The 26,398-nt window shown below is 72.6% G+C and carries 31 protein-coding genes; 14 read left to right on the plus strand and 17 right to left on the minus strand.

Annotated elements, in window-relative coordinates:
• Positions 1-80: 80 nt before the first annotated feature.
• The gene (locus tag ABTZ03_RS21270; RefSeq protein WP_350514592.1) at positions 81-1,274 is read right to left on the minus strand and encodes a serine hydrolase domain-containing protein; all 1,194 of its coding nucleotides are present in this window, start codon (positions 1,272-1,274) and stop codon (positions 81-83) included.
• A gap of 183 nt (positions 1,275-1,457) precedes the next feature.
• Between ABTZ03_RS21270 and ABTZ03_RS21275 the strand changes: the two genes are divergently transcribed.
• The gene (locus tag ABTZ03_RS21275; RefSeq protein ID WP_350514593.1) at positions 1,458-2,303 is read left to right on the plus strand and encodes an NAD-dependent epimerase/dehydratase family protein; all 846 of its coding nucleotides are present in this window, start codon (positions 1,458-1,460) and stop codon (positions 2,301-2,303) included.
• Here the strand turns inward: ABTZ03_RS21275 and ABTZ03_RS21280 are convergent.
• From ABTZ03_RS21280 to ABTZ03_RS21290, 3 genes are all read right to left on the minus strand, one after another.
• Positions 2,264-2,674: a nuclear transport factor 2 family protein gene (locus ABTZ03_RS21280; protein WP_350514594.1), complete on the minus strand. Its 411-nt coding sequence runs from the start codon at positions 2,672-2,674 to the stop codon at positions 2,264-2,266. The genes ABTZ03_RS21275 and ABTZ03_RS21280 overlap by 40 nt on opposite strands.
• A gap of 55 nt (positions 2,675-2,729) precedes the next feature.
• Positions 2,730-3,245: a GNAT family N-acetyltransferase gene (locus ABTZ03_RS21285; protein WP_350514628.1), complete on the minus strand. Its 516-nt coding sequence runs from the start codon at positions 3,243-3,245 to the stop codon at positions 2,730-2,732.
• 808 nt (positions 3,246-4,053) lie between these two features.
• Positions 4,054-4,713, minus strand: a complete 660-nt coding sequence (locus ABTZ03_RS21290; protein ID WP_350514595.1) for a TetR/AcrR family transcriptional regulator — start codon at positions 4,711-4,713, stop codon at positions 4,054-4,056.
• A 105-nt stretch (positions 4,714-4,818) separates the two neighbouring features.
• Between ABTZ03_RS21290 and ABTZ03_RS21295 the strand changes: the two genes are divergently transcribed.
• A complete protein-coding gene (locus ABTZ03_RS21295) occupies positions 4,819-6,255 on the plus strand; it encodes an MFS transporter (protein WP_350514596.1) in 1,437 nt (478 codons plus the stop codon).
• Between the two features lie 120 nt (positions 6,256-6,375).
• Here the strand turns inward: ABTZ03_RS21295 and ABTZ03_RS21300 are convergent, their stop codons facing one another.
• From ABTZ03_RS21300 to ABTZ03_RS21315, 4 genes are all read right to left on the minus strand, one after another.
• Positions 6,376-6,723, minus strand: coding sequence for a VOC family protein (locus ABTZ03_RS21300; protein ID WP_350514597.1), 348 nt, complete (start codon positions 6,721-6,723; stop codon positions 6,376-6,378).
• Positions 6,724-6,831: 108 nt separating this feature from the next.
• On the minus strand, positions 6,832-7,161 hold the full coding sequence (locus tag ABTZ03_RS21305) for a hypothetical protein (protein ID WP_350514598.1): 330 nt from the start codon (positions 7,159-7,161) through the stop codon (positions 6,832-6,834).
• A 255-nt stretch (positions 7,162-7,416) separates the two neighbouring features.
• The gene (locus tag ABTZ03_RS21310) at positions 7,417-7,587 is read right to left on the minus strand and encodes a hypothetical protein (protein ID WP_350514599.1); all 171 of its coding nucleotides are present in this window, start codon (positions 7,585-7,587) and stop codon (positions 7,417-7,419) included.
• A complete protein-coding gene (locus tag ABTZ03_RS21315; RefSeq protein WP_350514600.1) occupies positions 7,577-8,044 on the minus strand; it encodes an ATP-binding protein in 468 nt (155 codons plus the stop codon). Before ABTZ03_RS21315 ends, ABTZ03_RS21310 begins: the two co-directional genes overlap by 11 nt.
• Before the next feature lie 119 nt (positions 8,045-8,163).
• Between ABTZ03_RS21315 and ABTZ03_RS21320 the strand changes: the two genes are divergently transcribed.
• The 4 genes from ABTZ03_RS21320 (at position 8,164) to ABTZ03_RS21335 (ending at position 9,813) form a co-directional block, all read left to right on the plus strand.
• Positions 8,164-9,045 (plus strand): helix-turn-helix domain-containing protein, encoded by an 882-nt coding sequence (locus ABTZ03_RS21320; RefSeq protein ID WP_350514601.1) that lies wholly within the window; start codon positions 8,164-8,166, stop codon positions 9,043-9,045.
• On the plus strand, positions 9,042-9,227 hold the full coding sequence (locus ABTZ03_RS21325) for a DUF397 domain-containing protein (protein WP_350514602.1): 186 nt from the start codon (positions 9,042-9,044) through the stop codon (positions 9,225-9,227). Before ABTZ03_RS21320 ends, ABTZ03_RS21325 begins: the two co-directional genes overlap by 4 nt.
• A gap of 62 nt (positions 9,228-9,289) precedes the next feature.
• Entirely contained in the window at positions 9,290-9,526 is a 237-nt protein-coding gene (locus tag ABTZ03_RS21330; RefSeq protein ID WP_350514603.1) for a DUF397 domain-containing protein, read from the plus strand.
• Between the two features lie 44 nt (positions 9,527-9,570).
• The gene (locus ABTZ03_RS21335) at positions 9,571-9,813 is read left to right on the plus strand and encodes a DUF397 domain-containing protein (RefSeq protein WP_350514604.1); all 243 of its coding nucleotides are present in this window, start codon (positions 9,571-9,573) and stop codon (positions 9,811-9,813) included.
• Here the strand turns inward: ABTZ03_RS21335 and ABTZ03_RS21340 are convergent.
• Complete coding sequence (locus ABTZ03_RS21340; protein WP_350514605.1) at positions 9,795-10,454, minus strand: class I SAM-dependent methyltransferase; 660 nt, start codon at positions 10,452-10,454, stop codon at positions 9,795-9,797. The genes ABTZ03_RS21335 and ABTZ03_RS21340 overlap by 19 nt on opposite strands.
• Positions 10,454-11,080: a peptide deformylase gene (def, locus tag ABTZ03_RS21345; RefSeq protein ID WP_502894533.1), complete on the minus strand. Its 627-nt coding sequence runs from the start codon at positions 11,078-11,080 to the stop codon at positions 10,454-10,456. The genes ABTZ03_RS21340 and def overlap by 1 nt, the downstream gene beginning before the upstream one ends.
• 18 nt (positions 11,081-11,098) lie before the next feature.
• On the opposite strand from def, the gene ABTZ03_RS21350 reads away from it, so the two are divergent.
• Positions 11,099-11,626, plus strand: a complete 528-nt coding sequence (locus ABTZ03_RS21350) for a helix-turn-helix domain-containing protein (protein ID WP_350514607.1) — start codon at positions 11,099-11,101, stop codon at positions 11,624-11,626.
• Position 11,627: 1 nt separating this feature from the next.
• On the opposite strand, the gene ABTZ03_RS21355 is transcribed toward ABTZ03_RS21350, so the two are convergent.
• Complete coding sequence (locus ABTZ03_RS21355) at positions 11,628-12,131, minus strand: hypothetical protein (protein ID WP_350514608.1); 504 nt, start codon at positions 12,129-12,131, stop codon at positions 11,628-11,630.
• A gap of 104 nt (positions 12,132-12,235) precedes the next feature.
• On the opposite strand from ABTZ03_RS21355, the gene ABTZ03_RS21360 reads away from it, so the two are divergent.
• The gene (locus ABTZ03_RS21360) at positions 12,236-12,400 is read left to right on the plus strand and encodes a hypothetical protein (RefSeq protein ID WP_350514609.1); all 165 of its coding nucleotides are present in this window, start codon (positions 12,236-12,238) and stop codon (positions 12,398-12,400) included.
• A gap of 9 nt (positions 12,401-12,409) precedes the next feature.
• On the opposite strand, the gene ABTZ03_RS21365 is transcribed toward ABTZ03_RS21360, so the two are convergent.
• The 6 genes from ABTZ03_RS21365 to ABTZ03_RS21390 all read right to left on the minus strand — a co-directional run bounded on the left by ABTZ03_RS21365 (position 12,410) and on the right by ABTZ03_RS21390 (position 20,855).
• Positions 12,410-13,210 (minus strand): RICIN domain-containing protein, encoded by an 801-nt coding sequence (locus tag ABTZ03_RS21365; RefSeq protein ID WP_350514610.1) that lies wholly within the window; start codon positions 13,208-13,210, stop codon positions 12,410-12,412.
• Positions 13,211-13,401: 191 nt separating this feature from the next.
• A complete protein-coding gene (locus ABTZ03_RS21370; RefSeq protein WP_350514611.1) occupies positions 13,402-15,303 on the minus strand; it encodes a serine/threonine protein kinase in 1,902 nt (633 codons plus the stop codon).
• A 144-nt stretch (positions 15,304-15,447) separates the two neighbouring features.
• Positions 15,448-16,383: a hydroxymethylbilane synthase gene (gene hemC, locus ABTZ03_RS21375; RefSeq protein WP_350514612.1), complete on the minus strand. Its 936-nt coding sequence runs from the start codon at positions 16,381-16,383 to the stop codon at positions 15,448-15,450.
• A gap of 19 nt (positions 16,384-16,402) precedes the next feature.
• Positions 16,403-17,611, minus strand: coding sequence for a hypothetical protein (locus ABTZ03_RS21380; protein WP_350514613.1), 1,209 nt, complete (start codon positions 17,609-17,611; stop codon positions 16,403-16,405).
• Between the two features lie 212 nt (positions 17,612-17,823).
• The gene (locus ABTZ03_RS21385; protein WP_350514614.1) at positions 17,824-20,133 is read right to left on the minus strand and encodes an ABC transporter permease; all 2,310 of its coding nucleotides are present in this window, start codon (positions 20,131-20,133) and stop codon (positions 17,824-17,826) included.
• Positions 20,130-20,855 carry an ABC transporter ATP-binding protein gene (locus tag ABTZ03_RS21390; RefSeq protein ID WP_350514615.1) on the minus strand — a complete coding sequence of 242 codons (726 nt, stop codon included), beginning with the start codon at positions 20,853-20,855 and terminating at the stop codon, positions 20,130-20,132. The genes ABTZ03_RS21385 and ABTZ03_RS21390 overlap by 4 nt, the downstream gene beginning before the upstream one ends.
• A 139-nt stretch (positions 20,856-20,994) precedes the next feature.
• Between ABTZ03_RS21390 and ABTZ03_RS21395 the strand changes: the two genes are divergently transcribed.
• From ABTZ03_RS21395 to ABTZ03_RS21420, 6 genes are all read left to right on the plus strand, one after another.
• Positions 20,995-21,822, plus strand: coding sequence for a sensor histidine kinase (locus tag ABTZ03_RS21395; RefSeq protein ID WP_350514616.1), 828 nt, complete (start codon positions 20,995-20,997; stop codon positions 21,820-21,822).
• Positions 21,819-22,535 (plus strand): response regulator, encoded by a 717-nt coding sequence (locus ABTZ03_RS21400; RefSeq protein WP_350514617.1) that lies wholly within the window; start codon positions 21,819-21,821, stop codon positions 22,533-22,535. Before ABTZ03_RS21395 ends, ABTZ03_RS21400 begins: the two co-directional genes overlap by 4 nt.
• A gap of 210 nt (positions 22,536-22,745) precedes the next feature.
• Positions 22,746-23,954, plus strand: coding sequence for a cytochrome P450 (locus ABTZ03_RS21405; protein ID WP_350514618.1), 1,209 nt, complete (start codon positions 22,746-22,748; stop codon positions 23,952-23,954).
• 47 nt (positions 23,955-24,001) lie between these two features.
• Entirely contained in the window at positions 24,002-25,159 is a 1,158-nt protein-coding gene (locus ABTZ03_RS21410) for a type III polyketide synthase (protein WP_350514619.1), read from the plus strand.
• Positions 25,156-25,746, plus strand: a complete 591-nt coding sequence (locus ABTZ03_RS21415) for an NUDIX hydrolase (RefSeq protein WP_350514620.1) — start codon at positions 25,156-25,158, stop codon at positions 25,744-25,746. Before ABTZ03_RS21410 ends, ABTZ03_RS21415 begins: the two co-directional genes overlap by 4 nt.
• 151 nt (positions 25,747-25,897) lie before the next feature.
• Entirely contained in the window at positions 25,898-26,347 is a 450-nt protein-coding gene (locus tag ABTZ03_RS21420) for an SHOCT domain-containing protein (protein ID WP_350514621.1), read from the plus strand.
• Positions 26,348-26,398 lie beyond the last annotated feature (51 nt).

A 26,398-nucleotide genomic window follows, 5' to 3' on the forward strand; every position in this document is an offset into this window, starting at 1 on the left:
CGGGGCCGACTTCCTGCGCGGGAGCGCGGGGGCCTCGGTGGTCATGCGGAGGAGCTCATGCGAGCCGATACGGCGATTCGTCAGGCCACGGACTTCAGGCCGAAGCCCGCCGCCACCAGCCCGAGCACGTACGGCGTCTCGGCGCCGTTCAGGGCGGTCGGGTCGACCGAGTAGACCACCTTGCGGGAGAGGTCGCGGGTCGCGAACACCCCGCTGGTGGAGCCGGGCCGGGAGCCGGTCTTGCCCCAGGCGGTGACCCCGTTCGCCTGCAGGCGCTCCAGACCCATGCTCATGCAGGCCTTGCCGCCCGGGCAGTGGTTGTTGTGCGGGGCGACCGGCACGTCCGGAACGGTGAACAGCCGCTCCTGCTCGGACGCCGGGAGCAGCCGGCCCCGGAACAGCGCGGTGAGGAAGCGGTCCAGGTCGGCGGCGCTGGAGATCATGCCGCCCTCGGCCCACGGCCACGGGCTCTGCTCGGTCACGTCGGCGCGGTGCGAGCCGCCGTCGGCGTCGGGGACGGTCAGGTACGGGTGGGTGGCGGGGTGCCGCAGCGCGGGGTCGTCGCCGTCCGGGAGGGCGGTGTCGTGCAGGCCGAGCGGCCGGATGATCCGCTGCCGTAGCTCGTCGGCGTAGCGGTGGCCGGTGACCTTCTCGACGATCAGTCCGACGACGAAGGTGTTCATGCCGTTGTACTGCTGCTCGGTGCCGGGCGTGAAGCCGAGCGGCTCGCCGGCCATGGTCGTGATGACCTGCTCCGGGGTGAACGAGTCCAGGCGGTGGGTCTCGAACCAGCCGGTGCTGCCGTCGCCCCAGGGCCCGTTGTCGCCGTTGGGCAATCCGCTGGTGTGGTTGAGCAGTTGGCCGACCCGGACGCCCTGATAGGGGAAGTCCGGAAGGTACTGGCGCACGTCGGCGTCCAGGTCGATCCGGCCCTCGCCGGCGAGTTGCAGCACGACGGTGGCGGTGAAGATCTTCGAGATCGACCCGATCCGGAACCGGCCGGAGGCGTCCACGGTCATCCCGTCCTCCGCGGAACTGCCCGCGAAGTGCCCGCCGGAGCCGGTGATCCGCACGAAGGCGGCGGAGACGTCGGCGGCGGGCCGCTGGGCGAGGGCGGCCCGGACGGCGGCGGGGTCCAGCGGAGGAAGGGCCGAAGCGGTGGCGGTGGGCGCCGCGGCGAGGGCGGGCGTGCCCGCACCGACGGTCAGCGCGGCCGCCAGGGCGCCGGCGGCGGCGACAACGGCCCAACGGGTGCGGTGCGGGTAGGCGTTCACGGGTTCTGCTTCTCCAGACTGTTCGTCGTCCGGGCCGGTGAAGCGTTTCCCCGGCCCGCAGGAGGAGTCTTCCGAAGTCGACCGCCGGGATCATCAGGGTCGGACCGTCGATGATCCCTGATCTTCTGTCAGGGGTACCCCCGAGCTCGTAGGCTCGAAGCCTCGTTCACCTGGGGAGGCTTCATGATGCGGGTCCTGGTCACCGGCAGTGCCGGACTGGTCGGTTCGGCGATCGCGCGCCGGCTGCGGGCGGCGGGGCGAACGGTGGTCGGGGTCGACCGGCTGCCGTCCGCCGAGACGTCCGTGGTGGCCGATCTGCGCGATTCCGCGGCGTGGCGCGGTGCGCTCGACGGGGTCGGGGCGGTGGTCCACACGGCCGCGCTGCACGCGCCGCACGTCGGGGTGCGTCCGGACGCCGAGTTCCACGAGGTGAACGTCGGGGCGACGAGGGAGCTGTTGGCCGCGGCAACGGCGGCAGGGGTGCGGCGCTTCGTCTACACCGGCTCGACCTCGGTGTACGGGCACGCGTTGGAGCCGGTGGACGGGGCGGTCTGGATCACCGAGGAGGTGGCGCCCCGCCCGCGCGACGTCTACGACGAGACCAAGCTCGCGGCCGAACGCCTGGTGCTCGACGCAGGGGCGGAGGGCGGGCTCAGCACGGTCTGCCTGCGGATCGCCCGCTGCTTCCCCGAGCCGCCGGAGGTCGAGGCCCGGCACCGGCTCTACCGGGGTGTGGCCCTCGCCGACGTCGCCGAGGCCCACCTGCTCGCCGTCGAGGGCGACGCGGAGGGGGTCCTGAACGTCGCCGGGCCGTACCCGTGGCTGGAGGAGGACCTCAAGCGACTGCGGTACGACCCGGCCGGGTTGATCACCGGGCGGCTCCCCGAGGTGGCGGCCGGCTTCGCCCGGCGGGGCTGGGCGCTGCCCACCTCCGTCGACCGGGTGTACGTGTCCGCGCGGGCGGGTGCGGTGCTCGGCTACCGCCCCCGTCACGGTGTCTCGGAGCTCACCAGCCCGGGGGTGAAGTAGTCGCGCAGGTGGGCGATCCTGCCGTCGCGGACGCGGAAGATCTGGACCAGCGAGACGGTCTCGTCGGGGTCGAAGAAGGTGTCGATCTCCGCGATGAAGACGTCGGGGTCGGCGGTGGTGTGCAGCACGTACCCGGACTTCTCCAGGTTGGGCACCCGGCCGCCGCCCGTCTGCCGGGCGTAGTACGCCGCCATCGCCGCGCGGATCTGCTCGCGGCCGACCGTCCGCCGGGGGAAGTCGCCGCCCTCGGGTACGAGCGGCGCCTCGAAGACGCCGTCCGGGGTGAACAGCTCGGCGAGGGCGTCGGCGTTCGCGGTGATCGCGCCGGCGTGGACGTAGCGCTGGAAGATCTCCTGGTGCGTCGGGGACATGCGGGGCTCCTCGGATCCGGTGGTCGCCTGCTGGCTCACGTTCACTGGCTCACGTTCAGGCGAGTTCCCGCCGCATGAGCACGCACATCGTCTCGTACCGGCGGATCTCCCCGTCCGGCCCCTCCTCGTCCCAGGCGTCGGGCTTGCCGCCATACGCCAGGTAGCCCAGCCGCTCGTACAGCGCCCGGGCCCGCGGATTGCCCTCCTCCACGGCGAGTTCGGCCCGGCGCAGGCCGCGTGCCAGGATCCGCTGCTCCGCCGCACGGATCAACAGCGTGCCCAGGCCCAGCGATTGCAGCGCGGGGTGCACGGCGAGCTGCCACAGGTAGCCGGCGTCCTCGACGGCCCGGTAGTCGACGCCACCGATCGCCACCGGGAGGTCGGCGGGGGTGCACACCGCCAGATAGTCCACCTCGCCCGCCTCGGCACGCGCCAACTCCCGCTCGACGCTGCGCAGATGCAGGGCGGAACCGGACCAGGCGCAGGCCGGGAGGTCCTGGAGCCGGAGGTCCCGCACGTGGACCGGGATCGCCAAGGCGTCGCCGGCCGTCTCGTCCGGCGCCGGGCGCATCAGGGCCAGGTCCTCACCCCAGGCGTCCAGGGTCGGCCCGTGCCCGGCCGCCCGGGCCACGGCCTCGACCCGGGCGAACAGCCGCCGCTGGGCGGCCACGTCACCGGTCGCCCGGATCCGGTCGACCGCCTCCAGCAGCGCGTCGGCGTCCCAGCCTGGCAACGGGTGCCACGCCAACTCCCAGGCCAGGTAACGGTTGTACGGGCGAGGGCGGCGATCGAGGGCGAACAGCAGCTCCAGCAGGTGGTCCAGGCTCTCCGCCGCGTCGAGGCGGGCGGCCAGCCGGTGTCCGTCGCGGGCGTTCTTCACCGAGCGGTACAGCTGGTCGGCGTACGCGTCCAGCCGCTCGGCGGCGGCCCGGTGCGCCTCCTCGGGGTCGCGCCGGCCCTTGGCCGCCAGGACGGCCGTCAGCTCGCCGCCGGTCCGGTCCAGCACGACGCTCGCCCGGGCGAGCGCGTGGTCCTGCCGGCCGTCGGCCCCACGCAACCCGTCCACGGTGGTCACCACCACGTCCAACTCCGCACTGCGGTACCCGTCCAGGCCCGCCAGCCCGGTGGTCGCACCCTCGGCGAGGACCAGGTGGACGTCGTGGTCGGAGTGCTCGGTGACCATGCCCTCATGGGCCCGCGACCCCTTGAGGACGAGTCCGAGGACATCGGGGTCGGCGGCGGCCCGCTCGACCAAGGCATCGAAGCCGAGTGGGAGTGAGGGCATACCGGCGAGCCTACAATCCGGCTTCCCACAGCGCCCGTTGAATTCTCCGGGCTGTGGGGGCCACGGCCGCCCCGGTGGCATGCTCTGCACGCCCTCAGGTGCTGTGCGTGCGGTAGTCGGCGAGGAACCGCTCCAGCAGCGTGTCGGTGAACCGCTGCTCGACCGGCCTCCCTGTGACCAGGACCCGGAAGTAGACGGGGCCGGTGAGCTGGTCCAGGGCCAGGTCGAGATCGAGGTCGGCGGGCAGTTCGCCGCGATCCACGGCCCGACGCAAGATCGCCCGCTCCCACTCCCACTGTTGGGCGAGGTGGTCGGTGCGGAGGGTGTGCGCCAGCTCAGGATCGTGCTGGGCCTGCCCGATGAGGGCCCGCAGCACGGCCCCGGCGTCCGACGCGGTCAGGAAGCCGGTCAGCCGGCGCAGGTATTCGCGCAGGTCCTGCTCGACGCTCCCGCGGTCCGGCACCGCGAGCTCGCGCTCGGCGTCCGCGAGGTAGGTGTCCAGGAGAATGTCCACCTTCGAGTTCCACTGGCGGTAGATCGTCTGCTTGGCGACACCGGCCCTGGCCGCGATTCCTTCGATGGTCACGCCCGCGAACCCCCGCTCCACCAGGAGGTCGTCGGTGGCTCGCAGGACGGCCAGTCGGGCCTGCTCGCTGCGGCCATGTCGATTGCCGTGGTGCTTTCGGGTGCGTGCCCCGGCGGTGGTCCCGCTCTCACCCCGAGCATCGTCGTCCGTCAGTTCCAGTCGTGTCATCAGAGCATCCTCCTGACTCCAGTCTAACCCGTTGAGTAGACGCAACGGTGCGTCTACTCTAGGTGTGTCACCGCGGCTCCCGCCCGGCCCGAATCGAGGAGCGACATGATCGACAAGCGACACCGCAACAAAGCCCTGCTCGTCGCCGGATGCTTCTTCATGGAGATGCTCGACGGCACGATCGTCACGACCGCAGCCCCCCGGATGGCCCGCTCACTGCACGTCGACTCCGCCGCGATCGGGTTGGTGATCACCTCGTTCCTGATCACTCTGGCCACGCTGATACCGCTCAGCGGCTGGCTCACCCAGAGATGGGGCGTCCGGCCGGTCTTTCTCGGCGCAATAGCCGTCTTCACCCTGTCCTCGTTGGGCTGTGCGATCAGCACGACCTTGCCCGTGCTGATCGCCATGCGCGTTCTCCAGGGGCTCGGTGGAGCGATGATGGTGCCGGTCGGACGGCTGATCGTCCTGACCGGGACCGAGAAGTCCGACCTGATGCGGCTCATGGCCTACATCGTGTGGCCCGGGCTGATGGCTCCGGTCGTGGCACCGCTGGTCGGCGGCTTCATCACCACCTATGCCTCCTGGCCGTGGTTGTTCCTCATCAACATCCCGCTCGGCGTCGTCGCCTTCGCCATCGCCTGGCGCATCGTGGACGCCACGCCGCTCGAGACGCCCTCCCCCCTGGACCGGATCGGACTCGTCCTCACCTGTGCCGGCCTGGGCGCTCTCACCTACGCCGCCCACCTGTTCTCCGACACCGACATCTCCTGGACCTTCGCCACCGCCACCGTCCTGGCGTCGATCGGACTGCTCGCGGCTGCCGCCCGGCACCTCCTGCGGACCGAGGCTCCGCTGGTCAACATCCGAGTCCTGCGAATCCCCACACTGCGGGCATCCGTCACCGGCGGGTCGCTCTTCTGGCTCGTCGTCGGCGCCGGACCGTTCCTGCTTCCGCTGCTGTTCCAGAACGTCTTCGGCTGGAGTGCCGTCAAGTCGGGCGCGGTGGTGCTGTTCATCTTCGTGGGCAACATCGGGATCAAGCCGGCCACCACGCCGCTGCTCAACCGCTTCGGCTTCCGACCGGTCCTCATCGCCTCCACGCTGGTGATGACCGCGACGACGGCGGCCATCAGCCTGATCAGCGCCGACACGTCGATCATCCTCATCGCCGTACTGGTCCTGCTCAGCGGTATCGCCCGCTCGGTGGCGCTCACCGCCTTCAGCACGGTCGCCTTCAGCGATGTGGCTCCACAGGAGATGCGCGATGCCAACTCCATCAGCGCCACGAGCTACCAGGTCGCCGCCGGACTCGCCATCGGCGTGAGCACCGTCGCCCTGCGCGCCGGAGGACCCCTCGGCCGCTTCCTGCCCGGCCGTCCGGATGCCGGCACCGCCTACACGGTCGCGTTCCTCATGCTCGCTCTGCTCTCCTTGGGCGTTACCGCCACGGCTCTGCGCATGCACCCCGACGCCGGGGCGGACGTACGCCGGAAGCGGAGCCCCGTACCCGCCAGCCTTCCCTCGTCAGTGCGTCGCTGACGCCCAGGCAGCCGCCTCGCGGCCCCAGCCCCGCCGATCCCGCAGCCCGCGCGGACGGGCCGTGCCTCCGGGGGTGCCTCCGCCTGGAGCGCGGCGCCTGCCCGTAGGAGTGGGAGGCCGTCAGCGGTGGCCCAGGACGTTGACCACCCGTCCGCTGGGGTCGCGGACGAAGAACCGCCGCACGCCCCACTCCTCGTCCTGCAAGGGATGGACGATCTCCACGCCGTTCTCCCGCATGACCGCGTAGGCCGCGTCCACGTCGTCCACCTCGACGCTCAGGTCGGGGGCGACGGGCGCGGTCTTGTCGGCGCTCATGACGCTGATCTGCGCGGCCGGGCTGGACGGGGAGGCGAGCGTCATGATCCAGCCGTGGTTCATGACCTCCTCGAAGCCCAGCAGGCCGTAGAACTCACGGCTCTCCTGCGCGGCCTCCGAGCGGATGTTGGGCACGACACGGCGAACGGCCATCGATGACTCCAGACGAGAACGGACCTGCTTCCAACCCCTCCCCAGGATTACCACAGCACGCCCGGACTTCGCGCAGCAGGCGAGGCACCACGGGTTCCGGCCGCGTGATCATTCCTGCCGCTCGGCGCCGACCGCCCCCGGCGACGGCTTGGGCAGACGCGGCTCTCGATCACCGGACTCCTCACCCCCGGAGTCACCCGGTGGCGGAGTGCCCGGCGTCGCGGTCGAGGGAGCGCCCGGCCGGAACTCGACCACGAGTGAACCCCGGTAGCGCATGGCCGATCCGGGCGGGAGGCTCTGGGCCGTCACGGTCCACTGCCCCGGCCAGGTGAGTGCGCGCAGCGAGGGGCCGTCCGGGTCCGGCGGGGCGAGGACGACCCCGGCCTCCCCGGCAACCCGGCGCGCGGTGGCGAGTTCCAGCCCGACCAGGTCGGGCACTCGAACCAGTCTGGCGTTCGCCGGCCCCAGCCATGTCATGTCGGCACCCCCGTCCGAGTGTCGGCCGAGGAGCCCCCGAGGGTCGGACCGCCGGAGGTGGGCGCTCAGGCGCCGCAGAGCACAGGCCGAACCCTTGAAAGGTACCCCACACTCTGCCCAATGCGGCACCAGCGCACGGGAGTTCACCACCGAGGGACCGCGCCCGAAGGCGAGGAGTGGGAAGTCGATGTGGCCGACTTCCCACTCCTCGGTGGTTCACGGGGCGGCGGTGGGACTCGAAGTGGGGTGGGGCGTGGGGTGGTTGTGGTGGCGGGCGGTGAGGGGGTAGGCCCAGGCGAGCAGGGCGACGAGGAGCGCGAAGGGGAGGATCGTGCAGAGCACCGCGCCGCCGGGGGCCGCCTCGCTATCGCGGGGTTCAGGCGGCATCGGGGGCAGCAGGGGCGGTGAGGTCGAGTTCGGCCCAGACGGTCTTGGAGTTGGGACTACGGGGGATGGTGCCCCAGCGGTCGGCCAGGGCGTCGATGAGGGTGAGGCCGCGCCCGGACTGGGCGTTGGGAAGGTGGACGGTGGGGAGGACGGGGAGCCTGTCGCCCCTGGGGTCGCTGATCTCGATGCGCAGGGTGGTGCCCCGGCGCGCGGTGGTGGTGAGGGAGAGGTGCAGCTCGAACCCGCGCCCCGGAACGCGTCCGTGCGTGATCGCGTTCGCGGCCAGCTCCGCGACGATCAGGAGGGCGGAATAGAAGGGCTCGGTGTGGCTGAAGTTGACTCTCCAGGAGGTGAGTTGGCGCCGAGCGATGCGGCGGCAGATCGCCGCACCCTTGGGGGTCGCGGCGAGGACGGCGGTGTGGCGGCGGGGTCTGTCGAGGGGGATTTCGGTCGTCATGGGTAGAAGCGTGGCTGCGCGGACGTACCCTGACCATGGGGATGAGGCGCACAGAGAGTGGCTGTCCGAGTACGGACAGCCTTTGTTTGGCTGGCCGAAATTCAGGCGGGGTGGTTGGTATGTGCGCGGCGCGTCAGAGTGACTCGGGCGACGAGGTCCGGACCGAACTGCAGGAGAGCTTGGGAGAGGTCTCGGACTTCTTCCGAGCGATCGGGAAGCAGATCAAGCTCCTACGGGAGCAGGCCGGGATGACACAGAGGGAGCTCGGCGAGCGCATCGGGTACACCGAGCAGATGGTCAGCGCGGTGGAGCGCGGGGTTCGCACACCACAGCCGGAGATCCTCATCGCGGTGGACAGGGCCGTCAACGCCGGCGGCGTGTTGGCCGTTCAGAAAGATGACGTCATCAGCGCCCGAAAGAAGGCGCGCGTGCGGCACCCAGCATGGTTCCAGGGCTACGCCTCGCTGGAGCCCATCGCGATCGAGGCCCACGAGTACAGCTTGTATGCCATCCCGGGCCTACTCCAGACCGAGGCACATGCGCGCGCCGTGTACGGGATGAGGCAGCCGTTGCTGACGGAGGAAGTCATCAATCAGCGGGTGGCTTCCAGGATGGCGCGCCAGGAAATCCTGACCCGGTGGCCCCGTGCCATCTTCAGCTGGGTCATCGATGAGAGCATCCTCCTGCGACCTCTGGGCGGCTGGGACGTTCACGAGGAACAGCTCCAGCGCTTGTTGGAGGTGGGCCGAATGCGCGGGATGGCCATCCAGATCATGCCACTCAACAGGGTGGAGCACCCGGGACTCGGCGGGCCGTTCAACCTGATCACCCCCAAGGGGCGGCCGCAGACTGGATACATCGAGGCTCAGCAGAGCAGTCGACTGATCACGGATGAGGAGGAAGTCCGTATCATGAACGCACGCTACGGCGCCCTCCGAGCGCAGGCTCACACGCCGCAGGATTCCCTGACCTTGATCGAGAAGAAGCTGGGAGAACGATGAACGCGAAGGCATGGTTCAAGAGCAGCTACAGCACCAACGAAGGCGGCGCCTGCGTCGAGGTCGCCGAGACCCCCGGTGTCGTCCACGTGCGTGACTCCAAGGACAAGTCCGGCCCGCAGCTGGCCTTCGAGCCGACCGCGTGGAAGGCGTTCGTAGAGTTCGCCGTGACCGCCAAGGTTTGATCAGCCTTCCCCGATGGCCCACCACCTTCCCGGTGGCGGGCCATCGGCGTACCGTCAAAGACATGCAGCTTGCCTGGTTCAAGAGCAGCCACAGCAGCAACGAGGGCGGCCAGTGCGTCGAGGTCGCGTGGCGCAAGAGCAGCTACAGCAACAATGAGGGCGGCGAGTGCGTCGAGGTCGCCGAGACGACCACCGCCGTCCACGTCCGCGACTCCAAGGACAAGAGCGGCCCCCAACTGACCTTCGAGCCGACCGCGTGGAAGGCATTCGTGGAGTTCGCCGCCACCGCCGAGATCTGACCACCACCTTCCCAGTGCTGGGCCGTTGGCGTACCGTCAAAGGCATGCAGCTTGCCTGGTTCAAGAGCAGCCACAGCGGCAACGAAGGCGGCGCCTGCGTCGAAGTTGCCTGGCGCAAGAGCAGCTACAGCGGCAACGAGGGCGGCGAGTGCGTCGAGGTCGCCGAGACGACCACCGCCGTCCACGTCCGTGATTCCAAGGACAAGTCCGGACCCCAACTCGCCTTCTCCCCCGACGCCTGGCAGTCCTTCGTCGACTTCGCCCGCGCTCAGGCCCCCGCGTCCTGAGCCCGCCGCGCCACCAAGCACACGTGTGAGCGGTTGGCGTTCTGCGTATTCGGCTGCTCCACCCGGGCCGTGACCCCGAAGCCGGCCTGCTCCAGCAGCTCGACCAGCCGCCCCACCGGGAGCAGATACGAGGCGTACGACACCGGGTGCCCGTACGCCGACGTCGGGTGCCGCTCCTCGTCGCCGGCGTGGCCGCCCAGCAGCAGGTGACCACCGGGTGCCAGGACGCGAGCGAACTCGGCGAAGAGAGCGGGCAGTTGTTCGGCCGGGGTGTGGTGGACGGAGTACCACGCGAGGATCCCTCCGAGCGAACCGTCCGCCACCTCCAGGGCGCCCATCGAGCCGACGGTGAACCGCAGCCCCGGGTACGCCTGCCGCGCGAGGGCGATCATCGCGCCGGACACGTCGACGCCGAAGGCGGACAGACCGAGGTTGTGCAGGTACGCCGTGATCCGCCCCGGACCGCAGCCGAGGTCGGCGACCTCGCCGCCGCCCGTCTCCCGTACCAGCTCGGCGAACGCGCCGAGCACGGCCCGGGAGACCGGGTCCATGCCCTCGGGCGGCACCACCAGACGAAGGTAGTCCGCCGCCACGGTGTCGTACGACACCCGTACAGCGGCGAGGTGTGCGGGTTCGGTCATCACCCGGCCAGTTTGGCAGCCTTGGCAGCACGCTGGGCGAACACCTTGTCGCGCCGGTCGGCGGTCTGCTTCAACATTCGCTTGCGGTCGCGGGCGGAGAGCCGGTCGAGGTAGAGCCCGCCGTTGAGGTGGTCGGTCTCGTGCTGGAGGCAGCGGGCGAAGTAGCCGGTGCCCTCGATCACCACCGGTTCGCCGTGCTGGTCGACACCGCGCACCACCGCCCGCTCCGGGCGGGCGAGTTGGGTGTTGGCGCCGGGGACGGAGAGGCAGCCCTCGGTGTCCTCGATCAGGCGGCGGCCGGGCTCCTGCGCCTCGACGACCGGATTGAGCACGTGACCGACGTGCCGGACGCCCTCGTCGTCGGGGCAGTCGTAGACGAACAGGCGCAGGTCGACGTCGACCTGGTTGGCGGCGAGGCCGCAGCCGTCGGCGACGTACATGGTGGCGAACATGTCGTCGATCAGCCGGGCCAGTTCCGGGCTGCCGAAGTCCTCCGCGCCGGCCGTGCGGCAGCTGCGGGTGAGGATCTCCTCCCCCACCTCGGTGATCCGCAGGACGGTCGGACGGTCGTTCGGCTCGGACACGTGGTGCTCCTTCACGGGATGGACTTGCCGTCGACTTTGCAAAGTAGCAGACTTTGCAAAGTGACCGAAGAGACCGAAGACATCGTCAGATCCGGCGCCCTGCCCGAGCACGCCGTCCGCACCGCCCTGCTGGAGCTGCTCGCCGAACGCGGCACCCTGACCTCCACCGAGGCCGCCGCCCACCTCGGCCACAGCTCGGGCCTGTGCTCGTTCCACCTCCGCCAGCTCGCCCGCTACGGCCTGATCGAGGAGGCCCCGGCGACCGACGGCCGGGCCCGCCCCTGGCGCCTCCCCCAGAGCCAACCACCGGCCCCCCGGGACGAGTTCAGCGAACTGGCCCGAGGCCTGGAGGACGAGAGCCACCAGCGCTGGCTGGCCCGCCGCGCCGAGGCCCCCGCCGAGTGGCAGCGGGACGAGGCGTTCAGCGCCGTCGTCCACCTCACCCCCGAGGAGCTGACCGCCGTCGGCGAGGCCGTCCGGCAACTGCTCGCCCGCTACCGCGACCGGGACGACGACCCCGCCGCCCGCCCCGCCGGGGCCCGTCCGGTCGCCGCCGTGACCCGGCTCTTCCCCCTGCTCGACCAGTAGGTCAGGCCGCCCGGGCCCGCCAGGCCCGCACCACCGGCCCGGCCACCAACCCCGCCACCGCTCCCAGCACGACCCCCTGCACCCCGTCCCAGACGTTCTGCACGTCGCAGGCCCGCCCGATCACCGGCGCCGCGTACTGCAGCGCCGACACCCCGAACGGCAGCACCGCCGCACCCGCCAGCGCCACCGCCGCCCGCCGTCGCGTCCCGGCCAGGGCGGCGGCGAAGCCCACCGGGGCGTAGGTCGCCAGCTTGAGTTCGATGTGCCGCACGTGCAGCAGCTCGTACGGCGAGCGCGGCCGCCCGCCCCGCACCGTGCAGTGCCGCACGGCGTCCCGCGAGAGCTGGAACGCCTCCGGCAGCAGCGTCGCCACCACGACCCCGCCGAGCCCGAGCAGCAGCACGAAGCCGACCACCCAGTGCGCCCGCAGCAGCCGCCCCACCGGCCGGTTCAGCAGCGCAGCCGGGACGAGGGAGAGCAGCAGTCCGGGCCAGAACATCGGCATCCCACCGAGCACCCCACTGATCACGCCTCAACGGACGCGTCGAACGGCCGCCCGGTTCTCCCCGCACCGGTTCGACGGGGGCCGCTGCGCGGTACAACAGAAGCATGGCTAGACAGACGATCGCCGTGATCTACGTGCTCGCGATGGTGGCCCTCGTGGTCGGTGTGGACTTCCTGTTCTTCCGCAACCACTTCTGGCCGCGACTGCTGGTGAACATCGGCATCGTCCTGGTGTTCGCGGCGTTCTACCTGCGGTTCCTCAAGCGCTGACGGAAGCCCTCAGCCCAGCGGGCTCAGCCGCCACTTCTGGCTGTCGCTGTCGTCGTGCTCCCACTGGTGCACCGGGGCGCCGTCGTCCGTCCGCCCGTCCTGGACGTCCAGGTACTTGTCACTGCCGACGCACTGGAGCCGGTAGACGCCGCCCCCGGCCTCGGTCACCCGCCAGCGCTGGGCGGCGGTGCCGTTCCCGGTCCACTGCTGGACCCGGGCGCCGTTGTGCCGGCTGGCGCCGGTCACGTCCAGTACCTTGCCGCTGAACACGCTGGTCAGCGTGTACAGCCCGTAGCCGACGGGGGTGAGCGTCCAGCGCTGGTTGGGGCCGCCGTGCCCGGTCCACTGGAGCACCGAGCCGTCGCTGAGCACGTCCAGGGCCTTGCCGCTGTACACGTTGACGAGCGTGTAGGTGCCGGCCTCCGGCAGGGGCCGGGCGGTCTCCGGGCCCGGCTCCCGCACCTCCACCGAGGACACGGCGTCGTTCATGTCGCCGACCTCCTCGTTGCTGTAGACGTACGGGCGGACGGTCCGCTGGTCGACGACCAGCCGTTCGGCGCGCCCGGGCAGGACGTCGATCCGGCGGCCGCCGTAGCCGGCGTCGTCGTAGAGGGAGATGGTGCGGCCGGTGCGGTTCACGTACGAGGAGGCCCGGCCGTCGAAGCCGACCTCCCCGAGGTTCCCGGCGGAGGCGTCGCCGATCAGGATGTCCGCGGGGCCCTTCCGGTTGAACTCCACGTCGTCGTACAGCGCCCAGTGGCCCGGCGGGCACGCGTCCACGCCCTGGCCCCGGATGATCCGCACCGTCATGTCCGTCCCCGTCCCCAGCTCGTTCGGGCGCCCCGCCGACCGGTCGGGGCGCACCGATGCTAGGCGGACCGGGGCCGTGCCGCCGTGCACCTGACACGCAACTGGCCGGAACGGCACGGGAGTTGGCCGGGGCTCTTCGCACACCTAGGGAGCGCGGTGGTACCGGACGGAAGGACGTTCGTCGACCTCCACTACTGGACGATCAGGTACCGCTGCTCGCTCCCCCCGCTCTCGCAGGCGCCGGTGCTGATCGGCCCGCCCGTGCAGTCCCCCGGCCCGGTGGTGAAGACCGTCCAGATGTACACCCCGGGCGTCTTCGGCGTGTACGTCAGGCTCAGCCCGGGCTGCCAGGGCCGGTGGTCCCAGTCGTTGGCGCCCGGCGCCAGGATGTTCACCGTGGAGTTGCTGCCGGACGTCGCCCAGCTGAAGTCCACCGGCTGTCCGGCCTTGACCACCTGCTGGTCCGCCGGGAGGACCAGCAGCGGGGCGGAGGGCGCGGCCTTGACCGGGTTGGTGCCCCGGTTCTGGTCCGTCTGGACGTTCAGGTAGCGGGAGATGCTCCAGCCGCTGCCGATGCTGCCGTTGGAGGTGTTGGCGGCGACCACGGCCCACTGGTAGACCCCGGCCTCGGTGGGCTTGAAGGTGCAGTCGCCGGAGGTGAGCCAGCCGGAGCCCTGCCAGGGCTGGTCGCCGCGCTTGGTGAAGACCTTGGTCACCGCGCCGGTCCTGTCCCAGCTGAGCACCAGCGACTTGCCCAGGGTCAGGCCGTCCCGGTCGGCCGGGGTGACCAGGCCGGGCGGGTGCGGGGTGTCGGCCGGGACGGACGGGGGCGGGCCCTGGTTCGGGGCCGGACTGGCGCTGCCGGCCGCGGCGCCGCCGAAGCCGCCGGCGGTCCCGCCGGTCACGCAGTCCGGCGGGCTGCCGTCGTCCTTGGCGACCACGAAGCCGCCGTTGTCCAGGCCGGGGCCGCCCTTGTCCCGGGTCAGGTAGAGCGGCACCGTCACCCCGGCCGCGACCAGTGCCAGCGCGCTCGGCACCAGCACCCACAGCCGGCGCCGCGTCCGGCGGCGCCGGGCCCCGGCCTCCTCGGTCCGCGCCCAGCCGTCGACCCCGTACGGGTCCCCGCCCAGCATGGTCGGCACCCGGGTCGGCGGCACCGACGGCGGCACCGGGACGGGCGGCCCGAAGGAGCCGGTGACCGGGCCCACCTGCGGCTCCACCAGCGGCACTTCGGGCACCGCGGGCCGCACCCGCAGCGGCTCCGGCAGCCAGGAGCCGGTCGGCCCGTCGTACCCGGGCGGCCCGAGCCGCTCCAGCAGCCGGGCGGGCGTGGGCCGGTCCTCCGGGCGGCGGGCCAGGCAGGCGGCGACCAGCGGGCGCAGCGCCTCGGGCACGCCGCCGAGGTCCGGTTCGGTGTGCATGATCCGGTAGAGCAGCACCTGCGGGTTGCCGCCGCCGTACGGGTCGCCGCCGGCCGCGTGGCAGAGCACCCGGCCGAGGCTGAACACGTCGCAGGCCGGGGTCAGCGGCTCGCCCGCGATCTGCTCGGGGGCCATGTAGCCGGGGGTGCCGATGACGGTCTGGGTGCGGGTGATCGAGGCACCGTCCAGGGCGCGGGCGATGCCGAAGTCGATGACCCGCGGCCCGTCGTCGCCGAGCAGCACGTTGGAGGGCTTGAGGTCCCGGTGGACCAGCCCGACCGCGTGGATCGCCGCCAGCGCCTCGGCCAGCCCGGCGCCGAGCACCCGCAGCACCGGTTCGGGCAGCGGGCCGTGCTCGGCGACGGCCGCCTCCAGGGACGGGCCGGGGATGTAGGCGGTGACCAGCCAGGGCGGGTCGCCGTCCGGGTCGGCGTCGACCACCTGGGCGGTGTGGAAGCCGCCGACCCGCCGGGCGGCCTCCAGCTCCAGGGTGAAGCGGCGCCGGAAGAGCGGGTCGGTGGCGAGGTCCCAGTGCACGCACTTGACCGCGACCAGCCGCCCACCGGGCGAGCGCCCCAGGTACACGATCCCCATCCCACCGCTGCCGAGCCGCGCCAGCAGCCGGTAGCGGCCACCGATCGTCGTCGGATCGGTGGGTCTCAACGCCTCCACAGCCGCCCCCGGCGTGATGCAACGTCAACTGCTGTTCCCCCGAACGGAATCATCTCAGTTGCGGGCACGCCGGAACAGTTCATCGGGGCAAAAGATCGCCCGGGGGCCGCCCGGTGCCCCGACGCAGCTCAGCGCGGGATCGGGTCAGTGCGGGATCGAGGTGATCAGCTCCTGCGCCCCCTGCCGCTTGAGCGCCAGGGCGACGGAGGTGCCGAGGTCCTCCGGGCTGAGCGCGCCCGCCCACTCGTGGGCGTCCAGCACCCGCTTGCCGTCCGGGGTGAAGACCCGGCCGCGCAGCGAGAGCCGGCCGTCCGCCTCGGCGGCGGCGAAGCCGGCGATCGGGCTGTTGCAGTGGCCCTGCAGCACGTGCAGGAACATCCGCTCGGCGGCCGCCTCGCGCCAGGTGTCGTGGTGGCCGAGCCCGCCGACGGCCTCGACGGTCGCCGCGTCGTCCTCCCGGCACTGCAGCACCAGGATGCCGGCGCCGATCGGCGGGCACATCGCCTCGATGCCGAGCACCTCGGTGATCCGCTCCGGCAGACCGATCCGCTCCAGGCCGGAGACGGCGAGCAGCAGGGCGTCGACCACCCCGGCGTCCAGCTTGGCGAGCCGGCTGTTGGCGTTGCCGCGGATCGGCACGCACTCCAGGTGCGGGTGGGAGGAGGCGAGTTGGGCGATGCGGCGGACGGAGGAGGTGCCGATCCGGGTGCCGGGCGGGAGTTCGGCCAGGGTCAGCCCGCCGGGGTGGACCAGCGCGTCGCGGATGTCGTCCCGGCGCAGGTACGCGGCGAAGACGGTGCCGGCGGGCAGCGGGCGGTCGGCGGGCACGTCCTTGAGGCAGTGCACGGCGACGTCGGCCTCCCCGGCGAGCAGCGCGGCGTCGACCTCCTTGGTGAACGCGCCCTTGCCGCCGAGCGCGGCGAGGTCCCCGGTCCAGCGGTCGCCCGAGGTGGTGACCGGCACCACCTCGGTGCGCAGTCCCGGGTGCAGTACGGCGAGTTCGGCGCGGACCCGGTCGACCTGGGCGAGTGCCATGGGCGAGGAACGGGACACGATGCGGATCAGCTCAGCGGTGGCCATGGCGCGATGATAGGGGTCCTCACGGTCCGGACCGCCGCTCGGTCACGTACTCGGCGTAACGCCGCGTCGCCGTCGCCTCCTGGACGTCCCCCAGCACCGGTCCGACCGCGCCGAGCGCCGTGCCGGCCGCCACCAGCAGGCTCGCGCCGCCGAAGCGGTAGCCGTCGGCCGCGCCGACGGCGGCCAGGGCGAGCGTGGGCAGCACGGCGACCAGGCCGGTGCCGAGCACCTCGGCGACGGCGAGCCGTCCGCGCACGTAGGCCAGGTACGCGACGGTGGGCCGCCCGGACCGGATCCCGGGGATGAACGCCCCCTCGCGCTGCATCACCTCGGCCTCCGCCTGCTCCGACCGCCCGGCCAGCGCCGCCAGCCCGGCACCGACGGCGGCGAGCGTGAACAGCAGCACCAGGTACGGCAGTCGGGGCGGCGCGAAGGGGGCGAGCAGCAGTGCGGCGGTCACCGCCGGGACGAAGCCGCGGTGGCTGAGCACCAGCGGCAGGTACGTCGGCTCGCGGCCCCCGGACCGCCGTACGCCGATCATCCGCCGGGCGTACTGGACCGGGACGTGCCGCCCGCCCCGGCGCCCGGTGATCACCAGCGCGGTGGTCGCCGCCAGCGCGAACAGCGCCGCCACCAGCACCAGCGCGTAGCCGGCCGGCCCGGACTCCCGCTCCACGTCCCAGAGTTGGCCCGGCAGGACGGCGAGCACCTGGGCGAGCAGCAGCACCGCGAGGCCGTGGCCGAGCCCGTACCGGGTCATCCAGCGGGCCAGCGCCAGCACCGCCAGCGCGCCGAGCGCGGTGCAGCCGGTGATCGCCGCGACGGCAGGCGCGCCGTGCCAGCGCAGCACGCCGTCCCCGGCGGCCGGACCCGGCAGCAACCGGCCGGTGTCGGCGGCGAGTCCGAGCGCCAGGCCGCCGAGCAGGCCGAGGACGAGGGTGGTCCAGGCTTCGAGCCGGCGCAGGACGGCGCGGCCGGCCTCGCCTTCCGCGCGCAGCGCGGCGAGTCGGGGGCTCACCCGGGTGAGCCCCAGCAGCAGTGGGCGGGCCAGGAAGACCACCAGGGCGCCGAACGGGAGCAGCGCCAGCCGGTAGAGTCCGCCGCCGGTCACCAGGTCGACCAGGCCGCGCAGTTGGTCGCCCGGCAGGGTGCGGTCGGCGACCCGGCGCAGGACGGCCGGGTCGACGCCGGGCTGCGGCAGGCTCTGCCCGAGCCGGAACAGCACCACGCCGCCCAGTGTCACAGCGGCCCGAACGGCCGGTCCGGAACGGTTGACGGACACCCGCTTCACCCCTTCTCCCCCGATGTCGGCGCGAGGTGGGACGCGACGGACGGCCGGGCGGTTCCCCACCCGGCCGTTCCTCAAGTCCCCGCGAACACCGCCATGTTGCGCGGTCCCCCCGCGGGCGACCGCCACGTTGCGCGGTTCCCCGCAGGGGCTCACTCGTTGTGCAGCACCTCGGCGATCGGCAGCCGGGCCGCCGAGCGGGCCGGGACGAGCGCGCCGAGGACGGCGATGGCGACGCCCGCGAGGGCGAGTCCGGCCAGCAGCGGGGCGCCCCAGACGTCGATCATCGCGTCGGTGAAGTGGATGATCCGGACGTGCTCCACGATCACCCGGTGCACCAGGATCCCGATCGGGATGCCGATGATCCCGCTGGCCACGCCCTGCCAGGCCACCGAGGTGACCGTCATCGCGACGACCTGCCGGGGCGTCATCCCGATCGACTTCAGCATCCCGAGGTCGCGGCGGCGCTCCCGGACGGTGAGCAGCAGGGTGTTGAAGACGCCGAGCGCGGCGACCACCGACAGCAGGACGGTGAAGACGGTGCTGAAGGTCTTGATCGCGACGACCGGCCCCTCGGCGTTCGCCGTGACCGCCGAGGTGGACAGGCTGGGGTCGGCGGCGTCGACCGCGTCCCGGTAGGCCTTGGCGTCGGCGCCGGCGGCGAGCCGGACGTCGTACTCGACCACGTGCGGGTCGGGGGTGAGCAGCGCGCGGGTGGCGTCGTTGGAGGTGATCGCGTTGGCGTTGCCCTGGACCTCCAGGCCGACCAGGGTGACGGTGGTCTGCCGGCCGTCCAGCAGCAGGGTGACCTTGTCGCCGAGCTTGAGGCCGTGCTGGTCCAGGAAGGACGGGCCGGCCTCGATCTCGTTCAGCCCGGTCGCCGGGCGGCCCTCGACCACGTTCAGCCGCCGGTGGTCGACCATGGCGTCGCCGCCGTAGAAGTTGGCGAAGACCAGTTGGGGCTGGCCCACCAGGCCGACCCGGACCAGGCCGCGGACCGAGACCTGGTCGGCGCCGGGGGTGGCGTGCAGCATCGCCGTGGTCTGCTCCGGGGTCAGCCGGGGCGCGACCTTGTTCTCGGAGAAGGCGCTGGTCTGCACGTCGATGTGGGTGTAGCGGTCGGGCGCGGTCATCGACCGGGCCAGGGTGCCGGTGACGCCGGTGGTCACGGTCACGGTGACCACGCCGAGCACGATCGCGGCCATGGTCAGCGCGGTGCGGGCCGGGCGGGCGAAGGGCTGGCCGAGGCCGAGGCTGACGGCGCGCGGCAGCCGGGTGCCGCTCAGCCACCGCTGGACCTTCAGGCCGCGCCCGGTGCGCGGGGCGCTGCCGGCCGAGATGGCCTCGGCGGCGGAGAGCCGGCGGGCCCGGGAGGCGGGGACCAGTGCGGCGAGGGCGACCAGCAGCGGCACGCCGAGCAGGGTGGCGACCGGCAGCCAGCCGGCCGGTTCGATCACGGCGGTGCCGGTGGCGATCCCGGAGAAGGCGGTCTCCAGGATCGGGTAGGCGGCCGCCCAGCCGGCCGCCGTGCCGAGCACGGTGCCGACCACGGCGGGCACCGAGACCATGGTCAGGTAGACGGTGACCACCTGGCGCGGGGTGAAGCCGATCGACTTCAGCACCCCGATGTGCCGGTAGCCGGAGACCACCGCACCGCTCACCACGTTGCCGATGATCAGCACGGCGACGATCAGGCCGAGCACGCCGAAGACCGTCATCAGCGGCAGGTAGGCGTCGGCGCCGGCCGAGAAGGCCTGCTTGAGCACCAGGTAGGACTGGCCGTTGGCGACGGCGTCCGTCGGCAGGCCCTCGGTGGCCCGGTCGAGCGAGGCGGTGAGCTGCTGGGCGCTGCCCGCGTCGGTGAAGCGGTAGAGCATCTGCCGCCCGGTGGGGTGCAGGGCGGCGGCCTGTTCGGGGGTGACCCAGCCGCCGGAGGTCTGGCTCATGTCGGTCGCGAAGCCGACGATGGTGAGCTTCAGCCCGGTGCTGGTGGTGAGGGGCGTGCCGAGGTACTTCGCCGCCCCGCCGCCGGGGGTGTCGATGACCACCTCGCCGGGGGCGGTGGCCCACCGGCCGGACAGCACCTCGACCCGGTCCACCGGCGCGGCCGCCGGGTCGGGGCGGCCGACCAGGGTGAGCGGGCCCGGCGCGTGGCCGACCCAGTCCTGGGGGATGGTCACCACCGCCTGGTCGAAGGGCCCGGCGGCCGCCTCGACGCCCGGCCGGTGGGCGGTGGCGGCCAGTTGCTCCGCCGAGCCCTTCGCCGGGTCGAAGACGGCGCTGACGTGGGCGCCGCGCTCGGCCTCGAAGGCGGCGTCGAAGGGGGCCCGGGCGGCGCTGATCACCGCGAGGGCGAGCAGCACGGTCGCGGTGGAGCAGAACACCACCAGGCCGATCACCACGGTCTGCACCCGGCGGCGCTTCACGGCCGCCCGGGAGGCCCGCCACACGGCGCCGGTCATGACTGGGCCTCCAGCATCCGCTCGCGCGCCACCCTGCCGTCCGCGACCTCGACCAGCCGGCTGGCGCAGCGGGTGGCCAGGGCCGGGTCGTGGGTGACGATCAGCAGGGTCTGCCCGATCTGGTTGAGGTCGATCAGCAGGTCCATCACCTGCTCGCCCGAGCGGCTGTCCAGCGCGCCGGTCGGCTCGTCGGCGAGCAGCAGCGCCGGGCGGTTCATCAGGGCGCGGGCCACCGCGACCCGCTGGCGCTCGCCGCCGCTGAGGGTGGCCGGGTAGACGTCCTTGCGGTGGGCGACGCCGAGTTCGTCCAGCAGTTCCAGGGCCCGGCGGCGGGCCTGGCGGGCGCCGGTGCCGGTGAGTTGGGCGGCCAGGGCGACGTTGTCGAGCGCCGGGAGGTCGTCGATCAGGTTGAAGAACTGGAAGATCATGCCGATGTGGCGGCGCCGGAACAGCGCGAGCCCGTGCTCGTTCAGCCCGCCCAGGTCCTGGCCCTGCACCCGGACGGTGCCGGCGGTGGGCCGGTCCAGCCCGGCCACCATGTTCAGCAGGGTGGACTTGCCGCACCCCGAGGGGCCCATCACGGCGACCGCCTCACCCGCGCGGATCCGCAGGTCGAGGCCGTCCAGCGCCTTGGCGTCACCGAACTCCTTGTGCACCCCGGACAGCTCGACGACGTACGGCGCGTCGTCGGGGCGGGTGGTCCCGTCGTGGTCGTTGCTCATGGTCGACGACGGTAGGCGCGGCCGGCCGGGCGTCACGTCCCACCCCGGGTGTAACCGCAGGTGGCCGTAGTACCGGGGATGTACGGCGGCGGCACCCCCGGATGATGTGGATCAAGCACCGGCCTGGGAGGCTGGCGCCATGGGGGGAAGCGGAACGGACTGGATCGTGCTCGCGGTGGCGGGCGCGGCCTGCGCGGGCGCCGGCTGGCTGGGCGTCGCGCTGGTGCGGGCGCGCAGGTTGTACCGGCAGGCCGTCGGCGAGCGCGGCTGGCTGCTGGAGCGCGAGCGGGAGAGCGCCGCGAGCGCCGCCGTGGACGCCGAACGGGCGCGGATCGCCGCCGAGTTGCACGACATCGTGAGCCACAACGTGAGCCTGATGGTGGTGCAGGCCGGGGCCGCCCGCGAGGTGCTGGCCACCATGCCGGCGGAGGCGGCGGCCGCGATGGGCGCGGTCGAGGCGGCCGGCCGGGACACCATGACCGAGCTGCGGCACCTGCTGGGGCTGCTCGCCCCGGCGGCGGACGGCAGCGAGGAGCCGGCTGCGGCGGACTTCGCGCCGCAGCCGAGCCTGGGCCGGCTGAGCCCGCTGATCGACCGGTTCTCCTTCGCCGGGCTGCCGGTGGAGGTGCGGATCTCCGGCGAGCCGCGGCCGCTGCCCGGCGGCATCGACGTGACGGCGTACCGGATCGTCCAGGAGGCGCTGACCAATGCGCTCAAGCACGGGGACGGGGTGACGGCGGAGGTGACGGTGCGGTACGCGGACCACTACCTGCGGGTGGAGGTGCTCAACTCCGGCCCCAGCGTGCTCTCCGGGGCGCCCGCGAAGCCGCGCCCCACCGACGGCGCCGGGCGCGGGCTGCTCGGCCTGCGCGAGCGGGTCGCGGTGTACGGCGGGGACCTGGACGCCCGGCGCCGGCTCGGCGGCGGCTTCCGGGTGCGCGCCCGCATCCCGCTGGACCGGCCGTGACGGGGGAGACCGTGGAACGGACCGAGGAGCGCCGCCCCCGGGTGGTGATCGCCGACGACCAGGAACTGGTCCGCACCGGCTTCCGGATGATCCTCACCGCACGCGGCATCGACGTGGTCGCCGAGGCCGGCGACGGCGCCGCGGCGGTGGCCGCCGTGCTACGGCACCGGCCCGACGTGGCCCTGCTGGACATCCGGATGCCCACCATGGACGGCCTGGAGGCGGCCCGCCGGATCCTGGCGCAGGCGCCCGACTGCCGGGTGATCATGCTGACCACCTTCGACCTGGACCACTACGTCTACGCGGCGCTGTCGGCCGGGGCCAGCGGCTTCCTGCTCAAGGACGTCACCTCGGCCCATCTCGCCGCCGCCGTACGGCTGGTGGACACCGGCGACGCACTGCTCGCCCCGTCGATCACCCGCCGCCTGGTGGAGCGCTTCGCGGCCGACGCCCCGCGCCCCGCCGCCCGCCCCGCCGACGCCCCGCGGCTGCACCGCGACCTGGCGCCGCTCACCCCGCGCGAGGCGGAGGTGCTCGGACTGCTGGGACGCGGGCTCTCCAACACCGAGTTGGCGGCCGAACTGACCCTCAGCGAATCGACGGTGAAGACCCATGTGGCCCGGATCTTCGCCAAGTTGAACCTGCGCGACCGGGCCCAGGCGGTGGTGCTCGCCTACGAGACCGGACTGGTCGCACCTGGCGCGAACGACTGATCGTCAACTCGACTACCAGGACGAGTAATTCGCATGACAATCATCCATCTCACTCATTAGAGGGAAGAGTTCATCGGATTCACATCTTTGCCATTTCATGGGGGAACATCTGCATGTCCGCGCCCGAACTCCCCGCACACCGCGCACCGTTCGGGCGGCTCCGCACCCTCATGACACCCGCATGCCGAAGACCCTGGATTGGACAGGCCCGTGACCGCCACCACCCCCGTGTGGGACTGCCCCTTCCACCACACCGACGGCCTGGAGTTCGACCCCCTCCTCAAGCGGCTGCTCACCGAGGCCCCGATCGCCCGGATCCGGCTGCCGCACGGCGAGGGCGAGGCCTGGCTCGCCACCCGCTACGAGGACGTCAAACTGGTCACCACCGACCGCCGGTTCAGCCGCGCCGCCGGCATCGGACGGGACCTCCCCCGGATGACGCCCGCCGCGATCGCCCAGGCCGAGTCGATCAACCTGATGGACCCGCCCGAGCACAACCGGCTGCGCCGCCTGGTCGCCCAGGGCTTCACCAACCGCCAGGTCGAGCGGATGCGCGCCCGCACCCAGGCCGTCGTGGACGGCTACCTCGACGAGATGGAGGAGCACGGCGCCCCCGCCGACCTGGCGCACTTCCTCTCCGCCCGGCTCCCGCTGCACACCATCAGCGACCTGCTGGAGATCCCCGAGCCGGACCGCGACCGGCTGCGCGGCTGGGCCGTCGCGATGATGCGGATGGGCCCGGGCAGCCGGGACGGCCAGGAGGAGGCCAAGGCCGGCCTGCGCGGCTACTTCACCGCGCTCACCGCCGAACGCCGGGCCGACCCCGGCGAGGACCTGATCAGCGCGCTCGCCACCGCCCGCGACGGCGAGGACCTGCTGAACGCCGACGAACTCGCCGTCATGGCGATGGTCCTGCTGGTCACCGGCCACGACACCAGCACCTACCAGCTCAGCAACATCACCTACACCCTGCTCACCCACCCCGAGCAGCTCGACAAACTCCGCGCCCGGCCGGACGCCCTGCCGAACGCCCTGGAGGAGCTGCTGCGCTTCATCCCGTTCCGCCAGGGCGTGGGCATCGCCCGGGTCGCCACCGAGGACGTCGAGCTGGGCGACGTGCTGATCCGGGCCGGCGAGGCCGTGCACGTCTCCTACCTGACCGCCAACCGGGACGCCTCGGTCTACGAGCGCCCCGACGAGCTGGACCTCGACCGCACCGCCGGGCCCGTCAACATGACCTTCGGCCACGGCCAGCACCGCTGCCTCGGCTCGCACCTCGCCCTGATGGAGCTCCAGGTCGCCATCGGCACCCTGCTGCGGCGCTTCCCCCGGCTGCGGCTGGCCGTCGACCCGGCCGAGCTCGACTGGGACTCCGGTTCGATCTGGCGCTTCCCGCGCACCCTGCCGGTCGCCTGGTAGCCCCCTCCCCCACCCCGTCAAGCCCGACCCTGGGGAGACCCATCACCATGGCCGTACTCTGCCGTCCCGCCATCGCCGTCCCCGAGCACGTCATCACCCTCGACGAGACCCTCGACCTGGCCCGCACCCTGCACGCCGACCACCCCCAACTCGCCCTGGCCCTGCGGCTGATCGAGAACACCGGGGTGCGCACCCGGCACCTGGTCCAGCCGATCGAGCAGACCCTCACCCACCCCGGCCTCACCGTCCGCAACCAGGTGTACGAGCGGGAGGCCAAGCGCCGCGTCCCCGAGGTGGTCGAACGCGCCCTCGGCCACGCCGAGTTGGTCGCCCAGGACATCGACCTGATCATCTACGTGTCCTGCACCGGCTTCATGATGCCCTCGATGACCGCCTGGCTGATCAACACCCTGGGCTTCCGCTCCGACACCCGCCAGGTGCCGATCGCCCAGCTCGGCTGCGCGGCCGGCGGCGCCGCCGTCAACCGCGCGCACGACTTCTGCCGCGCCTACCCGGGCGCCAACGTGCTCATCGTCGCCTGCGAGTTCTGCTCGCTCTGCTACCAGCCGAGCGACCTCGGCATCGGCTCGCTGCTCTCCAACGGACTGTTCGGGGACGCCGTCGCCGCCGTGGTGATGCGCGGCCAGGGCGGCACCGGGGTGCACGTCGAACGCAACGGCTCGCACCTCGTCCCGGACACCGAGAACTGGATCTCGTACGGGGTCAAGGACACCGGCTTCCACTTCCAGCTGGACAAGCGGGTGCCCGGCACCATGGAGATGCTCGCCCCCGCGCTGCGCACCCTGGCCGGACAGCACGGCTGGGACGTCTCCGGACTGGGCTTCTACATCGTGCACGCCGGCGGCCCGCGGATCCTGGACGACCTGTGCCACTTCCTCAACCTGCCGCCGGAGACGTTCCGCTACAGCCGGGCCACCCTGACCGAGCGCGGCAACATCGCCAGCGCCGTCGTCTTCGACGCCCTGGCCCGGCTGTTCGCCGACGGCGGGGTGGGCGAGGGCACCACCGGCCTGATCGCCGGCTTCGGGCCGGGCATCACCGCCGAGATCTCGCTGGGCAGTTGGGTCGACGCCCCGACCGGAGCGGCGCGCCGACGCCCGCGCGCCATCTCCACCTCCGACATCGCCCTCGTCCACCAAGGCGTCCCCCGCCGTTTCCCGGCCGGCACTACGATCACCGAATGACAGACACCACGGACCGCACCGACACCGACGCCTCCGGCAGAGCCGCCGAACTCGCCGCCCTCTTCCCGGCGTTGCACGCGCCGCAGTACTGGGCCTGGGGCCGCTACGACGCGCAGTTCTCCACCGAGCTGCCGCCGGACGAGCTGGTCACCAACATCCACCTGGTCGGGTTCACGGACGACGCGGTGGTGCTCTGCCGGGACGACCGGAACCACTGGTTCCTGCCCGGCGGCACCCGGGAGCGGGACGAGTCGGTCGCCGACTGCCTGGCGCGCGAGCTGCGCGAGGAGGCCGGCGCCCGACTGGTCGGCGCACCGGCCTGGCTGGGTGCGCACCGGTGCCACACCGAGGACGCGGTGCCGTACCGGCCGTGGCAGCCGCACCCGGACAAGGCCTGGCTCTGGGGCTGGGGCGAGGTCGAGCTGGACTCGACGCCGACCAACCCGGTGGACGGCGAGCAGGTGGTGGAGGTCCGGGCCGTCCCGGTCGCGGAGGCGCAGCGGCTGCTGCTCGCCGGGCACGACGCCTGGTGGGGCGAGCTGATCGGGTTGGCCGTGGAGCTGCGGCGGCGGGCCGGGCGGGGCTGAGGCCTCCCGGCGCCGGGGTCGTCCCGGCCAGGACGAGGTCACTCAGGGCGAGGTCGCCATGGCCGCCGGATATTCCCGCTGAGGCGGAAGATCACTGGAACGGCGGAACATCTCGCGGCTGTGTCCGTTTTGCGGTGGTACGACTCATTCCATGGACACCAACGCCTTGGCTGCTTCGCTGGCAGTGGACTACCCGGTGCTCAACATCTTCTGGACGATGTTGGAGCTGTTCCTGTGGATCCTCTGGTTCTTCCTGCTGTTCAAGATCATCACGGACATCTTCCGCAGCCACGACCTCAGCGGGTGGGGCAAGGCCGGCTGGCTGGTCCTGGTGATCATCCTGCCGCTGATCGGCATCCTGGCGTACCTGATCGCCCGGGGCCAGAGCATGGGGAAGCGGGACGTCGAACAGGCCCGACAGGCGGACGCGGCGGTCCGCGCCTACATCCGGGACGCGGCGGCCGGGACCCCCGCGGAGGACGGCACGGGCGGCGGTGGCCGCAGCCACGTCGAGGACCTGGCCAAGCTGGCGGACCTCAAGGAGCGGGGGGCCATCTCCGAGGAGGAGTACCAGAAGGCCAAGGACAAGCTGCTGGTCTGAGCGGCAGCCCGCAGAGCGGCCGGGGCCGGTGGACGTGTGACACGTCCACCG

The sequence above is a fragment of the Kitasatospora sp. NPDC096077 genome (assembly GCF_040303245.1).
Lineage (GTDB): Bacteria > Actinomycetota > Actinomycetes > Streptomycetales > Streptomycetaceae > Kitasatospora.

What these genes read in the sequence shown, in the direction of transcription:
- ABTZ03_RS21275 (WP_350514593.1), top strand. Translation starts at nt 1,458, where the DNA reads ATGATGCGGGTCCTGGTCACCGGCAGTGCCGGACTGGTCGGTTCGGCG.
- ABTZ03_RS21280 (WP_350514594.1), bottom strand. Translation starts at nt 2,674, where the DNA reads ATGTCCCCGACGCACCAGGAGATCTTCCAGCGCTACGTCCACGCCGGC.
- ABTZ03_RS21285 (WP_350514628.1), bottom strand. Translation starts at nt 3,245, where the DNA reads ATGCGCCCGGCGCCGGACGAGACGGCCGGCGACGCCTTGGCGATCCCG.
- ABTZ03_RS21290 (WP_350514595.1), bottom strand. Translation starts at nt 4,713, where the DNA reads ATGACACGACTGGAACTGACGGACGACGATGCTCGGGGTGAGAGCGGG.
- ABTZ03_RS21295 (WP_350514596.1), top strand. Translation starts at nt 4,819, where the DNA reads ATGATCGACAAGCGACACCGCAACAAAGCCCTGCTCGTCGCCGGATGC.
- ABTZ03_RS21300 (WP_350514597.1), bottom strand. Translation starts at nt 6,723, where the DNA reads ATGGCCGTTCGCCGTGTCGTGCCCAACATCCGCTCGGAGGCCGCGCAG.
- ABTZ03_RS21310 (WP_350514599.1), bottom strand. Translation starts at nt 7,587, where the DNA reads ATGCCGCCTGAACCCCGCGATAGCGAGGCGGCCCCCGGCGGCGCGGTG.
- ABTZ03_RS21315 (WP_350514600.1), bottom strand. Translation starts at nt 8,044, where the DNA reads ATGACGACCGAAATCCCCCTCGACAGACCCCGCCGCCACACCGCCGTC.
- ABTZ03_RS21320 (WP_350514601.1), top strand. Translation starts at nt 8,164, where the DNA reads ATGTGCGCGGCGCGTCAGAGTGACTCGGGCGACGAGGTCCGGACCGAA.
- ABTZ03_RS21325 (WP_350514602.1), top strand. Translation starts at nt 9,042, where the DNA reads ATGAACGCGAAGGCATGGTTCAAGAGCAGCTACAGCACCAACGAAGGC.
- ABTZ03_RS21330 (WP_350514603.1), top strand. Translation starts at nt 9,290, where the DNA reads ATGCAGCTTGCCTGGTTCAAGAGCAGCCACAGCAGCAACGAGGGCGGC.
- ABTZ03_RS21335 (WP_350514604.1), top strand. Translation starts at nt 9,571, where the DNA reads ATGCAGCTTGCCTGGTTCAAGAGCAGCCACAGCGGCAACGAAGGCGGC.
- ABTZ03_RS21340 (WP_350514605.1), bottom strand. Translation starts at nt 10,454, where the DNA reads ATGACCGAACCCGCACACCTCGCCGCTGTACGGGTGTCGTACGACACC.
- ABTZ03_RS21355 (WP_350514608.1), bottom strand. Translation starts at nt 12,131, where the DNA reads ATGCCGATGTTCTGGCCCGGACTGCTGCTCTCCCTCGTCCCGGCTGCG.
- ABTZ03_RS21360 (WP_350514609.1), top strand. Translation starts at nt 12,236, where the DNA reads ATGGCTAGACAGACGATCGCCGTGATCTACGTGCTCGCGATGGTGGCC.
- ABTZ03_RS21365 (WP_350514610.1), bottom strand. Translation starts at nt 13,210, where the DNA reads ATGACGGTGCGGATCATCCGGGGCCAGGGCGTGGACGCGTGCCCGCCG.
- hemC (WP_350514612.1), bottom strand. Translation starts at nt 16,383, where the DNA reads ATGGCCACCGCTGAGCTGATCCGCATCGTGTCCCGTTCCTCGCCCATG.
- ABTZ03_RS21385 (WP_350514614.1), bottom strand. Translation starts at nt 20,133, where the DNA reads ATGACCGGCGCCGTGTGGCGGGCCTCCCGGGCGGCCGTGAAGCGCCGC.
- ABTZ03_RS21390 (WP_350514615.1), bottom strand. Translation starts at nt 20,855, where the DNA reads ATGAGCAACGACCACGACGGGACCACCCGCCCCGACGACGCGCCGTAC.
- ABTZ03_RS21395 (WP_350514616.1), top strand. Translation starts at nt 20,995, where the DNA reads ATGGGGGGAAGCGGAACGGACTGGATCGTGCTCGCGGTGGCGGGCGCG.
- ABTZ03_RS21410 (WP_350514619.1), top strand. Translation starts at nt 24,002, where the DNA reads ATGGCCGTACTCTGCCGTCCCGCCATCGCCGTCCCCGAGCACGTCATC.
- ABTZ03_RS21415 (WP_350514620.1), top strand. Translation starts at nt 25,156, where the DNA reads ATGACAGACACCACGGACCGCACCGACACCGACGCCTCCGGCAGAGCC.
- ABTZ03_RS21420 (WP_350514621.1), top strand. Translation starts at nt 25,898, where the DNA reads ATGGACACCAACGCCTTGGCTGCTTCGCTGGCAGTGGACTACCCGGTG.